A 13,664-nucleotide genomic window follows, 5' to 3' on the forward strand; every position below is an offset into this window, starting at 1 on the left:
AAAAAATTGTGTAAAAACATACATTCAAAGAAATATAGCGTATACTTTATGAAAAGAGTACTTTTGATAAAACTACAGAAAAAAGGAAAAAAACATACAAATAGTGTTTCTTAATTTATTCGGAAGTTTGGAATATTTGTTTGTAGTTTTCCCTTTCTTCGAGTAAAATAAGGTTGTAGAAGGTAAGCTGGAATTACCTTGCGGGAAAGAGGTGTAGAATCATGGGTTTTACAGATGAAACCGTACGTTTTGGTTTTGACGATAGTCGCAAAAAAGAAGTGAGCGAAACATTAGCGATTGTTTATCGGGCTTTGGAAGAAAAAGGCTACAATCCAATCAATCAGATTGTCGGCTACTTGCTTTCTGGAGACCCGGCCTACATTCCTCGTTATCGTGATGCTCGAAATTTGATTCGCCGTCACGAACGCGATGAGATCATGGAAGTAATTGTCAAGGACTACCTCTCAAATCATGGAGTGAATTTATGAGAGTAATGGGCTTGGATGTCGGTTCTAAGACAGTAGGTGTTGCTATCAGTGACCCCTTTGGCTGGACAGCTCAAGGAGTAGAGATCATTCGGATCAATGAAGCAGAAGAAGAGTTTGGCTTTGATCGGTTGAAGGAATTAGTAGCACAATATGAAGTAGACCGGTTTGTAGTTGGATTACCTAAAAATATGAACAATTCCATCGGACCAAGGGCAGAGGCTTCCATGTCATACGGAGAAAAGATCAAAGAACTATTCTCCTTGCCAGTTGATTATCAAGATGAACGATTAACCACTGTTCAGGCAGAACGTATGCTAGTAGAGCAGGCAAATACTTCAAGAGCCAAACGAAAAAAAGTCATCGATAAATTAGCAGCTGTGATGATCTTACAAAATTATTTAGACGGCTCAGGTAAGCAATTATTTTAATAATAAAAGAAAAGAGGTAATCTTATGACAGAACATAACCATTCCCACGACCATGAAGGACACGAACACATCACATTGGTGGATGACCAAGGAAATGAAACATTATATGAAATCCTACTAACAGTTGACGGACAAGAAGAATTTGGACGTAACTATGTTCTTTTATATCCTGCTGGTGTTTCAGAAGATGAAGATGTAGAATTACAAGCTTATGCATACATCGAAAACGAAGATGGAACAGAAGGCGAGTTAGAACAAATCGAAACAGACGCAGAATGGGACATGATTGAAGAAGTATTCAATACATTCATGGCGGAAGAAGAAGAATAGAACAAAAGAATGAATTAATTAATAAGATATAAAAAAAGGGATTGTGACAAACGTCTTGTCACAATCCCTTTTTCCAAATAAACGATGTTCAATCAGCTGCCCCTCGGCATTCGCTCGAAAAACGGCGAAATATGAAGAACTATTTTGCCATTTGTTTCTCTAATAATCAGGTCAAAACGTTGACTTCACAGTCTCTTCCTTAAACGGTGTTCTCCTGCCAACTCCTCGGTCACAAGTCACAATATTCAACAAACATGAGAAGCTGTTTTTTGAAATTGTTCCTTGTGACTCAAAGCTGAACGGCAGGCTCACGACCTCTTCCTTAAACGGTGTTCTCCTGCCAACTCCTCGGTCACAAGTCACAATATTCAACAAACATGAGAAGCTGTTTTTTGAAATTGTTCCTTGTGACTCGGAGCTGAACGGCAGGCTCACGACCTCTTTCTTAAACGGTGTTCAAAAGCTTGCATCTGCGGTAATAAGTTCAACCAAACGAAAAATAGGAGGAGCTATTTTTGTTTGGCTGTTCTTATTACTTGATGCAGGACAGCTTTTTCACAACCTCTTTTCGTTTAGTACTACATTTCCTTAAAAAGTAGAAAAGCTTTCGAAGCCTCGTTCGTTTCTTTTACTGTATAATATAAGCAAAGAGTAAAAATCGCTAAAAGATATAAATAAGAGAAAGGATATACAAGATGATATGATTGGTCTGATTTATTTTGTGGTGATCGTTCTGGCAAATACAGTTGGCGCTATTTCCGGCATGGGCGGAGGCGTGTTGATCAAACCGATTCTTGATCTTATCGGTGCCCATTCTATTGCAGGTATTTCTTTTTACTCAACGGTTGCGGTATTCACGATGTCTATTGTTTCGACAGTGCGACAAGTATCAAGTGGGAAATCGCTGAATTGGCAGATTGTCGGTTGGGTATCTGGTGGAGCTGTAGTTGGAGGAATAGCCGGTAACATTGTATTCGAAGTTTTTTTACGGTTGTTTGAAAATGAAAAGCATGTGCAGCTGATCCAAATTTTCTTGACGGTATTGACCTTGGTTTTTGCGTTCTTCTACACCAAGCATCATCAGCCAAAATTTCATCTAACGTCATGGATTTGGTATCTTATATGTGGGGGGATCTTGGGCTTTTTAGCTAGCTTTTTAGGTATCGGTGGTGGACCCATCAATGTTTCATTACTGATGCTGATGTTTGCTTTGCCAATAAAAGAAGCAACGCTGTATTCTCTATCTACGATTTTCTTTTCTCAACTGGCTAAATTGGTAACGATTGCTTTAACAAGTGGCTTTATGCGCTTTGATTTATCTATGTTGTTTTATATTATCCCCGCTGCTGTTATTGGAGGTTTGTGGGGAGCAAAATTTAGCAGGATTTTGTCTCCAAAAAAAGTGACCTTTATTTTTCAAGTAATTGTCCTCGTGGTTCTTTTGGTCAATTGTTACAATGCCTTTGTCATCTTACAAACATTAGGAGAATCTAGACTAACGCAAGTCAAAATCACTGAAACATATTGTTCTAAATGAAAAAAAAAGTATACTATGATAAAAAAATTCATTTTAAAAAATCAGAAATTGGCTGGTGATTTGGATGTTACGGGAAATGCGTTTAGAAGATGCAGAAGCACTACGTGAAATCAATGCGGATCAATTAGGGTATGATATACCATTAACCGTTACGGTGAGACAAATGAAGAAACTGCTGAAGGAGCCAGAGAAAAATTTTTTCTTGGTTTATGAAGATCCTACTTCTAAAAAAGCAGCTGGCTATGTACAAGCGGAGTCCTATGAATCGATTTTTAGCGATCCAATGTTCAATATTATGGCACTTGCTGTGTCTAAATATGCTGAAAAAAGAGGCATCGGAAAGGCTTTGATGACTGGCGTAGAAGAAGAAGCGAAAAAACGAGGAATAACGGCAATAAGGCTTAATTCTGCAGAATACAGAGTAGAAGCACACCAATTTTATGAACACATCGGTTATCATTCCGATAAAATGCAAAAAAGATTTTTGAAAATCCTGTAAATCTTTATCAAAAAAATACCCGATCATCAAGCGGATACTTGATGATCAGGTATTTTTGTTTTTTTGACTAAGAAAGTAATTGCATCAAGAAACCAGAGATGATCAAAACGATGGCACCACCAAGTCGATTGCCCATTTGAGCAAAAGCAATAAGTTCCATCCGATTAGCTGCAGATAAGACGGCTACATTTCCTGTTCCGCCCATCGAGTTGTTGCATAAGCCAGCAGTAATAGTTGATTCAATTGGATATAAACCAAACAAACGACCGACAAATCCTGAAACAACTGAAATCGCGATAACACTTGTCAGACATAAGACAACAAATTGCCATGTCAAAGCAGAAGCTAATACATTCAGATTCAGCAACGCAATACCGATACCGGCAAGAACAGCTGCTGTCAAGTTTTTGACAATCAAGTTATTGAACATGATAGCTGCATCTTCATAATATTCTGGTAATAGGTTGGCGATTTTACAGATGACAACGATAATAATCATAAATGCGTATGCATGGACTTTAGGAACAAAATAGTTACCAATTTGTCCTAAGATGAAGAAAGTCAATGATACCATCAAACCAACACCTAACTGTGGAATGGAAGGTTTCACAGTTCGAGGTTTTCCATCGCCAAGATCGCCTTTTTCCATTAATTTACCATTGCCGTTGAATTTTGGCATTGATTGTCCAGCACGAGCAACTAATGCTGCACCGATGATAGCTAAGACATTTGTCATTGCTGTAGCAGGAATCAGGCGGGAAATGATAGAAGAAGCATCCGTACCTAAAACATTTGCATAAATCGTTGATAAAGGAACGGCTCCGGCTCCAACACCACCAGCCATCGCAGGTAATGAGATGTATAAAACGGAATTTGCAAAACCATTTCCGATAAGCATGCCCACGAGTCCTACGGCAAAAAAGGAGACGACCATTGAAATAAGTGCAACGGGAATAAAACGAACAGAAGCTTTCATCAATAGATTACGGTTCATACCAAGGATGCTACCAGTAATCAAGGCAGCAATATAAAAGTCCAAAAAGCCCATATTGCTGACAAAGTTTTCTGTGGATTTCACTACATATTCAGGTAAGATCCCAAATGTAGCAATCGCAGCAGAAGCGAAGATCGCAAAAACGGAACCACCACCCAAATAACTTTTGACGATAGGGATTTTTGTCCCGATAAAATGAAATAAATTACCGAAAATAACCAAAACTGCGATTGGTCCAATCATATTCGTCGGTAATTTCCCTAAAGCCATTGCAATGATCAGGACAAGGACCATGATCAAATAAAGTGGCAAACTTACGCCGGTGATTTTTGTGGACCAAAAACCTTCTTTTTTCTTTTCCTCAACTGCAGTTGCAGTTGTTGTTTTTTGTGCCATTTTTACAGATCCTTTCTTATTCTGTATCATATGAAAAAAGCCAAAGAAAAGCGGCAAAAGAGCAGGAGTTGGCTGGCCGCTGTTTTGCCGCAGTCGCTTTTTTCTTTTTAGACGTCATACAAAGTTTCTGTATGTTCTTTTACTATAACGATCTTAATCTTCTAAAGATTTATATTCAGGAACCCATTTAGCAGATTCAACTGCTTCTTTGATATCCGTGATTTCTTCACGATTCAAGTTTTGTGCGACAACTGATTTTGCGACAGTTTCAGCAATCGTTTGAGAAAATTCAGTGATTTTTGCTACTGGAGGCAAGATAGCTGCTCCTGGTTTTGTTACATCAACGATTCCGCCTAATGCTCGACTAGCTTGAGAAATGATTTCAGCATTTACTCGTGTAGCTGTTGAAGCAATCAAACCAAGTCCTAAACCTGGGTACATCAAAGCATTATTTGCTTGACCGATTTGGTAAGTTACACCATTATATTCAACATCAGCAGCAGGGATACCTGTTCCAACTAATGCTTTTCCGTCCGTCCATTCTATTAAATCTTTTGCTTTTGCTTCTGCCAATTTTGTTGGATTAGACAAAGGCATGATGATCGGACGTGGTGTATGAGCAGCCATTTCTTTCACGATTTCTTCAGTGAATGCTCCAGGTTGGGTAGAAGTACCAATCATGATTGTCGGATGAATCGCTTTTACAACTGCTTCTAAGTTTGTCAATTCATCAGCATTAATGAATTCTGAGCGTTTGCGAGCGAATGGGATTTGACCAGGAGTCAATCCTTCTGTATCTTCAAACAATAAACCTTGTTTATCTACTTGATAGAAATGTTGGCGTGCTTCTTCTTCAGGTACACCTTGACGGATCATTTCATCTAAAAGGATGTTTGCGATACCCACACCAGCAGTACCAGCACCAAATGTCAAAATTATTTGGTCTTTCAATTGTTCACCGGATATATTCAATCCGCCTAATACACCTGCTAGGACAACAATTCCTGTACCTTGGATATCGTCGTTGAAAGTAGTGATTTGATCTTCGTATTTTTCTAAGATCGCTGCAGCATTTCCTCGTCCAAAATCTTCCCAATGCAATAACAATTCTGGGAATAATTCGGTAGCTGATTGAACGAATTGATCGATGAATTCATAGTAAGTTTCGCCTTCTACACGAGCATGACGATTGCCTAAGTATAAGGGATTATTCAATAATTCTTCATTATTAGTACCAGCGTCGATCGATACAGGCAAAACTTGTGCTGGATTAATACCAGCAGCAGCAGTATAGACCATCAATTTGCCGATAGCGATGTCAACACCGTTCACACCCCAGTCGCCCATACCTAAGATTCCTTCTGCATCAGTCACAACAATCAAACGAATGTCTCGTCCATCTGCCGCGTTCTTCAAACTTGCTTTGATGTTTTCTGGTTCGTTGATTGAAAGAAATGCAGCATCTTGCGGTTTCAAGAAAATTTCGTTGTATTGTTCGATTGAATCCGCGACGACAGGATCATAAACGACAGGCATGAATTCAACTAAATGTTCGCCCATCAATTTATAAAACAATGTCCGATTCGTATTGAATAGATTCATTAAGAAGATACGTTTTTCCAAATCTGTTTGTTTGCTTAAGTATTGACCATAAGCTTGAACAGATTGTTGTTCCAGTGTCTGGACAGTACTTGGAAGCATACCAGTGATTCCATATTTTGCCCGTTCTTCTTTTGTAAAAGCTGTTCCTTTATTTAGAAAAGGATTATTTAATAAGTTTAACCCTGTAAGCATGAATGATTCCTCCTAAGTTTTAATACAAACGAAGTATAGAAGTCAGATGATGATATAGTCAAAAAGAGCAGGTATGATAAATTTTATTTATATGTAATATAGCCAAAAGAAATCAAAATAGCAGTATTTGTTCTTTTTATATCGACAATCCTTGCTTGAATACTATGCGTATCTCTTATATGCTAGAGAAAGAAAAGTAGAAGAATAAGGGATAGATGGAATGGATAAATAGGATTTCTGAGGAAAAAAGCACATGATAGCGTTGATAGGAGTCACCTATGTCAGGTGATAAAAATACATAAGTAGAAAATTAAGAGGAGGAAGAGAAAATGAAAGAAGTTCAATTGATTAGAAAAAGCGAACTATCAGAAGGCGGTTGCAATGCATGTGGCGTAGTAGAAGCGACAAGCTATACATTCCAATCAAGCAATAATCTCTGAACTGACAGTAGGCGGTCTTGTGGACAGTCTGGCGCTTGCTGAAGGTTTTACTGGAGAAGATATTTATGAGATGTTTTCAGAAGTCCGTCAGTTAAAAAAAGGAGAAAAATGCATAGAGGTTCATCATGAGAGCCCGAATGTGAGGTTCAAACGTGGTGATAATGAGATGATCTTCAAGAATCATGTGTCTGATCACACTGAACTATATGAAATCGTGAATCAAATACTGTCTGGGCTTTTTGAATTAGGACCTTATGAGTTCAAGGAAGAAAACGGTAATCCAAAATTAAATGAAGAATGGCAAGAAACGATTGAAACACAAAGAAACAATCCACACTTATTTCAATAGTCTTCCACAGTATTTCGTAAAAATGTTGATGAAAAAGAAACACCGTGAATCAGAGGTCGTGAAAAAGCTGCCCTGCATCAAGTAATAAGAACAGCCAAACAAAAATAGCTCCTCCTATTTTTCGTTTGGTTGGGCTTAATACCGAGAAAATGGCTTTTGAACACCGTTTATTCAAAAAAAGGGACTTTGACACGAATTTTGTCAGAGTCCCATCGGTTTTTTATCTATTTTTATTACAATCATTTCTTCCAGAGTAGTGACATCTGGAATGGCTGAAATGTAAACAGATTATTTGCCTGTATCAATGTCGAAGAGTAATATAAAAAGTGTAAACGCTATCATATTGTTCGTCATTCAATTTTTATAGAAAGAAGGCATTTAGATGGAAAAAACATATCAAGCAGGTACAAATGAAGGAATAGTAGATTTTATCAATATGGAAGATTTAGAAATCGCGGCTTCACAAGTGATTCCAGCTGGTGGTTATGGTTACATCAGCAGTGGTGCTGGCGACTTATTTACTTATCAAGAAAATGAACGGGCATTCAATCATCGTTTGATTATTCCTCATGTATTAAGAGATGTAGAATTACCCGATACAACTACACATTTTGACGAAGAAATGCTGACTACACCAATCATCATGGCACCAGTTGCTGCTCATGGATTAGCTCATGTGAAGGCGGAGAAAGCTTCTGCAAAAGGTGTAGCAGATTTTGGGACGATCTATACAGCAAGTTCTTACGCTTCTTGTACTTTAGAAGAGATAAGAGAAGCAGGCGGGGAGAAAGCACCGCAATGGTTTCAATTTTATATGAGCAAAGATAATGGAATCAATTTGGATATTCTTGAAGTGGCCAAGCGTAATGGAGCAAAAGCAATCGTATTGACAGCGGATGCAACAGTTGGCGGAAACCGTGAAACAGACCGCAGAAATGGGTTTACCTTCCCGCTGCCAATGCCGATCGTTCAGGCTTATCAATCAGGAGTAGGCCAAACGATGGATGCTGTATATAAATCTTCCAAACAAAAACTTAGTCCAAAAGATGTAGAATTTATCGCTGCTCATTCTGATTTGCCAGTCTACGTGAAAGGTGTTCAATCAGAAGAAGATGTCTATCGATCATTAGAATCTGGTGCTGGTGGAATTTGGGTATCTAACCATGGTGGCCGTCAATTAGATGGGGGGCCTGCTGCGTTTGATTCGTTGCAATATGTGGCAGAAGCAGTAGATAAACGTGTACCAATCGTGTTTGACAGCGGTGTACGACGTGGACAACATGTTTTCAAAGCAATCGCATCAGGTGCCGATCTTGTTGCTATTGGCAGACCCGTTATTTATGGATTGTCTTTAGGAGGAAGTACAGGAGTCCATCAAGTGTTTGATTTCTTTAAAACAGAATTGGAAATGGTCATGCAATTAGCTGGAACACAAACAGTAGAAGATATCAAAAAAATAAAATTGCGTGAGAATCGTTTTATTTAAGAAATAAATGACGAAAAAAAATAGGAGTGCGGCAGATGATGCCGTACTCCTATTTTTATAGTTCAAGGATGTCACTAATAGAATAATTTGAAACGAAAAAATAAAATTGAAATATTTTTTCATACTTAATAAAAAAGGAAGAATATTCATGTAAACGATTTTATTGTTTTTTTCTCTTTTATACAAAAAGGGTCATAATTTCAAGTAAGCGGATGAATTCATGAGGATTTTTTGCATACTGTCTCTACTATACTTAGGTCACTAAGAAAAAGGAGTGATTTATTATGAAAAAGAACATGATTGGGACATTATTACTTTCAACACTTCTTCTAGGTGGCTTGGCAACACCAGCTTTTGCTGAGGGTCAAGCGACTTCAAAAGGAGATATTACCTTTACTGAACCAACAAATACCGTTGAGCCTCTTAACCCTACTGATCCTTCAAAACCAGTAGAGCCAGCAGATCCGGAAAATCCAGCAACTGGCCAGACAGGTCCTTTAACACTGGATGTAGTTCCCGAATTGCCATTTGGTACACACGAGATTGAAAGCGGAACAAAAACGTATCAAGTAGACGCTTCAAAAAACGATACACCTTATCTCCAAGTATCAGATCGTCGAGGTGTAGGTGCAGATGGCCAAGCACAAGGGTGGAACGTGACAGTTTCGGTTTCAGATTTTGTAAACGGTTCACAAGTTTTGCAAGGCGCTGAATTAGATTTTGGAACATCCATTGTTAAAAGTACGTCAGATAACGAATCCACTGGACCAACTAGTCAAACTGTAACTGGGTTGAGTAAAGCAAGTGCAGCGACACCAATATTTACAGCAGCAAAAGACCAAGGTCTGGGAACATGGCTTTCTGTTTATGATCCAGCAAATATCACACTGAAAGTGCCGAAAGCAGCAGCTGGAACATTCACGGCTGATTTGACTTGGAACCTCGTGGCTGGCCCAGTAGCATAGAGTATGAAATAAATTCAACAAACTGCGGTGAAAATACTATAGGTGAAGGATTTTTTACCGCAGTTGTTGTTGAAAGGATGTGGTGGACAATGAATCAAAGTAAATGACTGTTTGTTTCGTTTTTTTCTATTTTAAGTCTATTTTTCATTTTTCCGTCAATCAGCCAAGCAAAGGATTCAGCAGGAGACTTTGGAATCAAACCGGTATTTCCAGAGAACCAAATAGATAAAGCAATCGGTTATTTTGATTTATTAGTGGCACCGGAACAAAATCAGACACTAGAAGTAATTATCAGCAATTCTTCAGATGAAGAACGAACATTTGAGGTCTCTGTCAATCCGGCGGTAACGAGTGATGGTGGAACGATCGATTATAGTCAAAAAAAACCAACGTTAGATGAGACATTGCCGTTTGATGTCCGTGACGTTTTGCTCATTGCGAAAAAGGAAATCAATGTATCAGCACATGCAGAAACAACTGTACCTATAGAAGTGAAAATCCCAGCAAAAAGCTTTAAGGGACGTGTATTAGCGGGTATTCATGTTTCACCTAAAGAAGAAGCTGAAACAGAAAATGCTACAGAAGGAGCACAAATCAAAAATCGTATTGCTTATAATCTCGCAGTCGTTTTACAAGAAAGTCAAGAGACGATAGAACCGGATCTGAAACTTTTATCAGGAGATTTGGACGAGGTCAACGCAAAGCCAACTGTTCAGCTTCGTTTCCAAAATCCTCAGCCTAGGATTATCAGCAATTTGATATTTACGAGCAAGATCTTTTATGAAAATCAGCTTTATATTGAAAATACGTCTAATGCATTTTTAGTTGCACCAAATTCGAATTTTCACTTGAATCTTGATTTAGCTGGTGATAAAGCAAAAGCCGGCGATTACCGCGCAGAAATCATAGCAAAATCAGGCGACAGTAATGAATGGCGATTTACACAAAACTTTACGATCAAAAAAGAAAAAGCACAAAAAGTAAATGAAAATTCCGTTTTTGCAGTACAAGAACAATCTTTCCCATGGCTTTATGCAGGATTGGTTGCTGCAGTTCTAGTGTTATGGTTGATTTTGCTGTTTTTGTGGGTCCACAAGAAAAAGAAAAAAGGAGAAACAACATGATGAGGTGATTTCGTTGAAAACATCGATCTTATTGGGAGGGATTATTGCAAGTTTGCTGTTCTTCAGCTGGCAAGAGCCAGTCCAAGCAGATACCAAAAGTTCAGGTATGATTACATTTTATGATCTAAGTCCAGTTCCGCATCCAAGTGGTTCAGTCAATGGCGCATCAAAACAGCAGACACAGCTACCGATTTATAAAGAATCTAATCAACATGGCGTATTCCCGGAGACGAATGAACAAAAGATCCGTTTTCTTTATTTGATCATTGGTATAGAATTATGGCTTCTTGCGTGGTTGTTGTTATGGAGAAGAAAGGAAAAGGAGGATGAACATGTTGCTACAAAATAAATTTTCATTTTTTTGCTCCTTCTTTTTTACTTCGTTTTTTGTTTTAAGTATATTTACCTTTTCACCTTCGGCAGAAGCTGTTGGAGCAACGCCTCCTGCCATTTCTTATGATCCATACACGTATGAAAATATCGTACCTCCAAATGGTGGACGTAGTGCAGTCAATGGCGGGAAGCTTGTCCAACTAACTGGGGCTAACCAATTGCCTAAATTGACTGCTACTTATTTGAACGATGGTTCAAATGATCCTTGGAAAGGTGGCACGGTCCGTTTTCATTGGGAAAGCCATGTGAAACTAACAAATGTACTTGATTTGGTGAATATCACTGCACAAGGATTTGCATTTGTGGCGATCATCAATTTGCCGGAACATGTATCAAGCAGTGATGTATTAAAAGCAATTGACTGGAACAACGCCTACTTGTATATTGCCGGTGCCCCCATCAAGGTTACTAGCGGAAGTTTATTATCAGCAGGAAGCCATACCTTGCGTTTTGGGATGGGGTCGTGGGATACAAATACTCTATTGGCAGATATTATTGCTATTATTACGCGAGGCGAATTCAACGTGGATGATATCCCGCTTCAATTTGATGTTACAGCTAATGTCGCGAAGATGACAGAAAACGGAGATAAATATGATACGAGTCCAAACAAAATTTTGACCAAGGGTAAATTACAACCTTCTATGTCTAAAAAGGCCGTTTTTTCTGTTGATTTTTATGATTCGAATAATATTATCCAAGATCGTATGTTCAATTCGATTTTAGCTCCAGCTGCAGGTAGATTTTATCCTAAATTAACTGGCGGAAACTTGAATCCAGGAGCATATGCATTTTCTGCAAGTGCAGAGATAAATACGTGGAATAGTTACATCTCACCAAGTGATTCAACAGGAAAATATAATACATTTGCTGATACCACAGAATACGTGGATGGAAATAACCAGAACCTTCCAGGCTCTACCAATAGTCGGACATTGACGATGGGGCTGACTGAAGGACGTTTTGATCAGTTGCCATTTAGTCGCTTTGATCGCGTAGTCAACTATTTTACAGGAAAAAACGTTACACAAGGAGCAATACTGACTCATACTCCAGCAAGCACAAGTGGATTGAATCAGACAGCCAATATCGTGTACAGTGGGAAAGATGCGCAAGGCGGATTGCTTTCTCCTGTTGCTTTAAAGGTATTGGAGCAGTACAAGCTAGACGGAACGGTTTTACCAACAAACTTAACAGCCGATAGTTAGTGGGGAAAGCTCCTTTCTTCTGCATCGTACCAAGTCACGGCCAATTGGTCAGCAACTGAACTAAAAAAGGGTTCGATCCATTACAGGCTTTATTCGAAAGGAACCCAAAAATTAGCGACAGGATGGACAGATCAACTTTTCCAAACGATCCAATCAAATAACGGGGGTGTAAATACAGCTACTTCTACACTACCTGCATTGGCTTCAGGGCAATATTATTTTGATTATCGCTTGGTGGACGATGTACTTACTAACATGTATCCGTCTTTTGCGTACAAATGGCAGTCTGAACAAGCTGGAATCACCACTCTTCCTCAAATAACAGTGGCTAATTTTCCATCTGTGAGTGCAGATAGTCAGCTAAAAAACCTTAGCAGACAACCTGAGACAGGAGATCCCCTGTCTGCTCTATCAGGAGATACGATTCAAGAAAATGTGACATTCACGTTAACAAAATCTGGGGATGCGATAACCGACAAAAAAATCACGATCTCACTTCCTGAAAATACTACTTATATCAATGGTTCCTTAAAATTAAATGGTACAACTATCGCAGATACCGGCATTCAACAAGGAGTTTCTGTCCCAGCAGATCTATTGAGCAAAATAGGAGATACCATTCATCTTACTTACAACTATCAATTAAATACTGTAGATACTTCTGTACAATCCGTCAGCATACTGACAAAGGCAGCTGTACTTTCCAGCAATATTACATTAGCAGATGGTGCTAAGCTTCCTAACCCAGTTGTCCAAACATCTGCTAAAACAATTCTTGTCCCCAAACAAGAATTAACATTAGTTAATGTACCAGATGATTTTACATTTGGTAACGATCTCCCCAAACCGTTGAAGACAAGTTATTATGAAGCAAAAGGCGATTTTTCTTTTGATGTGCGGGATACTCGGCTTCCAAGCACGTCTCCTTGGCAACTGACAGGTACATTGACTTCTTTATTTAAGAATGATCAAGGTCAAGAATTAAGCGGAACAAAATTATACTTCAATCATTCTGGATCAAAGCAATTGATTCAGCAAGGTCAAAACACGTTGATTTATGAGAGTGATGGAACAGCTAAAGGAGAGGTTCTCGTTGACTTTCCCGATACCGATGGTTTACTCTTAGAGGTAAATAGCAGTACGAATGCTCAACCTGGCGCAACGTATCAAGGCATGGTCACATGGGAACTGACAGCTGGGCCAACCAGCTAAGTGATTAGAATTTGTATGGAT

Annotated in this window: 11 protein-coding genes and 2 pseudogenes; 11 read left to right on the forward strand and 2 right to left on the reverse strand. The window is 38.8% G+C overall.

Annotation, left to right across the window (positions count from 1 at the left end):
- Positions 1-221 precede the first annotated feature (221 nt).
- The 5 genes from PYW34_RS03100 (at position 222) to PYW34_RS03120 (ending at position 3,282) form a co-directional block, all read left to right on the forward strand.
- Entirely contained in the window at positions 222-488 is a 267-nt protein-coding gene (locus PYW34_RS03100) for an IreB family regulatory phosphoprotein (RefSeq protein ID WP_002290885.1), read from the forward strand.
- Positions 485-916 (forward strand): Holliday junction resolvase RuvX, encoded by a 432-nt coding sequence (gene ruvX, locus PYW34_RS03105; protein ID WP_002296503.1) that lies wholly within the window; start codon positions 485-487, stop codon positions 914-916. Before PYW34_RS03100 ends, ruvX begins: the two co-directional genes overlap by 4 nt.
- 24 nt (positions 917-940) lie before the next feature.
- Positions 941-1,246: a DUF1292 domain-containing protein gene (locus PYW34_RS03110; protein WP_002290887.1), complete on the forward strand. Its 306-nt coding sequence runs from the start codon at positions 941-943 to the stop codon at positions 1,244-1,246.
- Between the two features lie 700 nt (positions 1,247-1,946).
- A complete protein-coding gene (locus PYW34_RS03115) occupies positions 1,947-2,783 on the forward strand; it encodes a sulfite exporter TauE/SafE family protein (RefSeq protein ID WP_002325086.1) in 837 nt (278 codons plus the stop codon).
- A gap of 64 nt (positions 2,784-2,847) precedes the next feature.
- Entirely contained in the window at positions 2,848-3,282 is a 435-nt protein-coding gene (locus PYW34_RS03120; RefSeq protein ID WP_002306155.1) for a GNAT family N-acetyltransferase, read from the forward strand.
- A 67-nt stretch (positions 3,283-3,349) separates the two neighbouring features.
- Here the strand turns inward: PYW34_RS03120 and PYW34_RS03125 are convergent, their stop codons facing one another.
- Together PYW34_RS03125 and PYW34_RS03130 are read right to left on the reverse strand one after the other, a co-directional pair.
- The gene (locus PYW34_RS03125) at positions 3,350-4,672 is read right to left on the reverse strand and encodes a 2-hydroxycarboxylate transporter family protein (protein WP_002301062.1); all 1,323 of its coding nucleotides are present in this window, start codon (positions 4,670-4,672) and stop codon (positions 3,350-3,352) included.
- Between the two features lie 153 nt (positions 4,673-4,825).
- Complete coding sequence (locus PYW34_RS03130) at positions 4,826-6,466, reverse strand: malolactic enzyme (RefSeq protein ID WP_002334102.1); 1,641 nt, start codon at positions 6,464-6,466, stop codon at positions 4,826-4,828.
- Between the two features lie 329 nt (positions 6,467-6,795).
- Here PYW34_RS03130 and PYW34_RS03135 point away from each other — a divergent pair.
- The 6 genes and pseudogenes from PYW34_RS03135 (at position 6,796) to PYW34_RS03160 (ending at position 13,643) form a co-directional block, all read left to right on the forward strand.
- Positions 6,796-7,255 (forward strand): annotated as a pseudogene (locus PYW34_RS03135) (DUF4809 family protein).
- A gap of 382 nt (positions 7,256-7,637) precedes the next feature.
- Positions 7,638-8,741: an alpha-hydroxy-acid oxidizing protein gene (locus PYW34_RS03140; protein WP_002334452.1), complete on the forward strand. Its 1,104-nt coding sequence runs from the start codon at positions 7,638-7,640 to the stop codon at positions 8,739-8,741.
- 284 nt (positions 8,742-9,025) lie between these two features.
- On the forward strand, positions 9,026-9,706 hold the full coding sequence (locus PYW34_RS03145) for a WxL domain-containing protein (RefSeq protein WP_002334105.1): 681 nt from the start codon (positions 9,026-9,028) through the stop codon (positions 9,704-9,706).
- Between the two features lie 107 nt (positions 9,707-9,813).
- Positions 9,814-10,830 carry a DUF916 and DUF3324 domain-containing protein gene (locus PYW34_RS03150; RefSeq protein ID WP_025478008.1) on the forward strand — a complete coding sequence of 339 codons (1,017 nt, stop codon included), beginning with the start codon at positions 9,814-9,816 and terminating at the stop codon, positions 10,828-10,830.
- A gap of 13 nt (positions 10,831-10,843) precedes the next feature.
- Positions 10,844-11,179 carry a hypothetical protein gene (locus PYW34_RS03155; protein WP_002334107.1) on the forward strand — a complete coding sequence of 112 codons (336 nt, stop codon included), beginning with the start codon at positions 10,844-10,846 and terminating at the stop codon, positions 11,177-11,179.
- Positions 11,163-13,643 (forward strand): annotated as a pseudogene (locus PYW34_RS03160) (hypothetical protein). Before PYW34_RS03155 ends, PYW34_RS03160 begins: the two are co-directional and overlap by 17 nt.
- Positions 13,644-13,664: the final 21 nt, after the last annotated feature.

The sequence above is a fragment of the Enterococcus faecium genome (assembly GCF_029023785.1).
Classification (GTDB): domain Bacteria; phylum Bacillota; class Bacilli; order Lactobacillales; family Enterococcaceae; genus Enterococcus_B; species Enterococcus_B faecium.

What these genes read in the sequence shown, in the direction of transcription:
- ruvX (WP_002296503.1), top strand. Translation starts at nt 485, where the DNA reads ATGAGAGTAATGGGCTTGGATGTCGGTTCTAAGACAGTAGGTGTTGCT.
- PYW34_RS03100 (WP_002290885.1), top strand. Translation starts at nt 222, where the DNA reads ATGGGTTTTACAGATGAAACCGTACGTTTTGGTTTTGACGATAGTCGC.
- PYW34_RS03130 (WP_002334102.1), bottom strand. Translation starts at nt 6,466, where the DNA reads ATGCTTACAGGGTTAAACTTATTAAATAATCCTTTTCTAAATAAAGGA.
- PYW34_RS03115 (WP_002325086.1), top strand. Translation starts at nt 1,947, where the DNA reads ATGATTGGTCTGATTTATTTTGTGGTGATCGTTCTGGCAAATACAGTT.
- PYW34_RS03125 (WP_002301062.1), bottom strand. Translation starts at nt 4,672, where the DNA reads ATGGCACAAAAAACAACAACTGCAACTGCAGTTGAGGAAAAGAAAAAA.
- PYW34_RS03120 (WP_002306155.1), top strand. Translation starts at nt 2,848, where the DNA reads ATGTTACGGGAAATGCGTTTAGAAGATGCAGAAGCACTACGTGAAATC.
- PYW34_RS03140 (WP_002334452.1), top strand. Translation starts at nt 7,638, where the DNA reads ATGGAAAAAACATATCAAGCAGGTACAAATGAAGGAATAGTAGATTTT.
- PYW34_RS03110 (WP_002290887.1), top strand. Translation starts at nt 941, where the DNA reads ATGACAGAACATAACCATTCCCACGACCATGAAGGACACGAACACATC.
- PYW34_RS03145 (WP_002334105.1), top strand. Translation starts at nt 9,026, where the DNA reads ATGAAAAAGAACATGATTGGGACATTATTACTTTCAACACTTCTTCTA.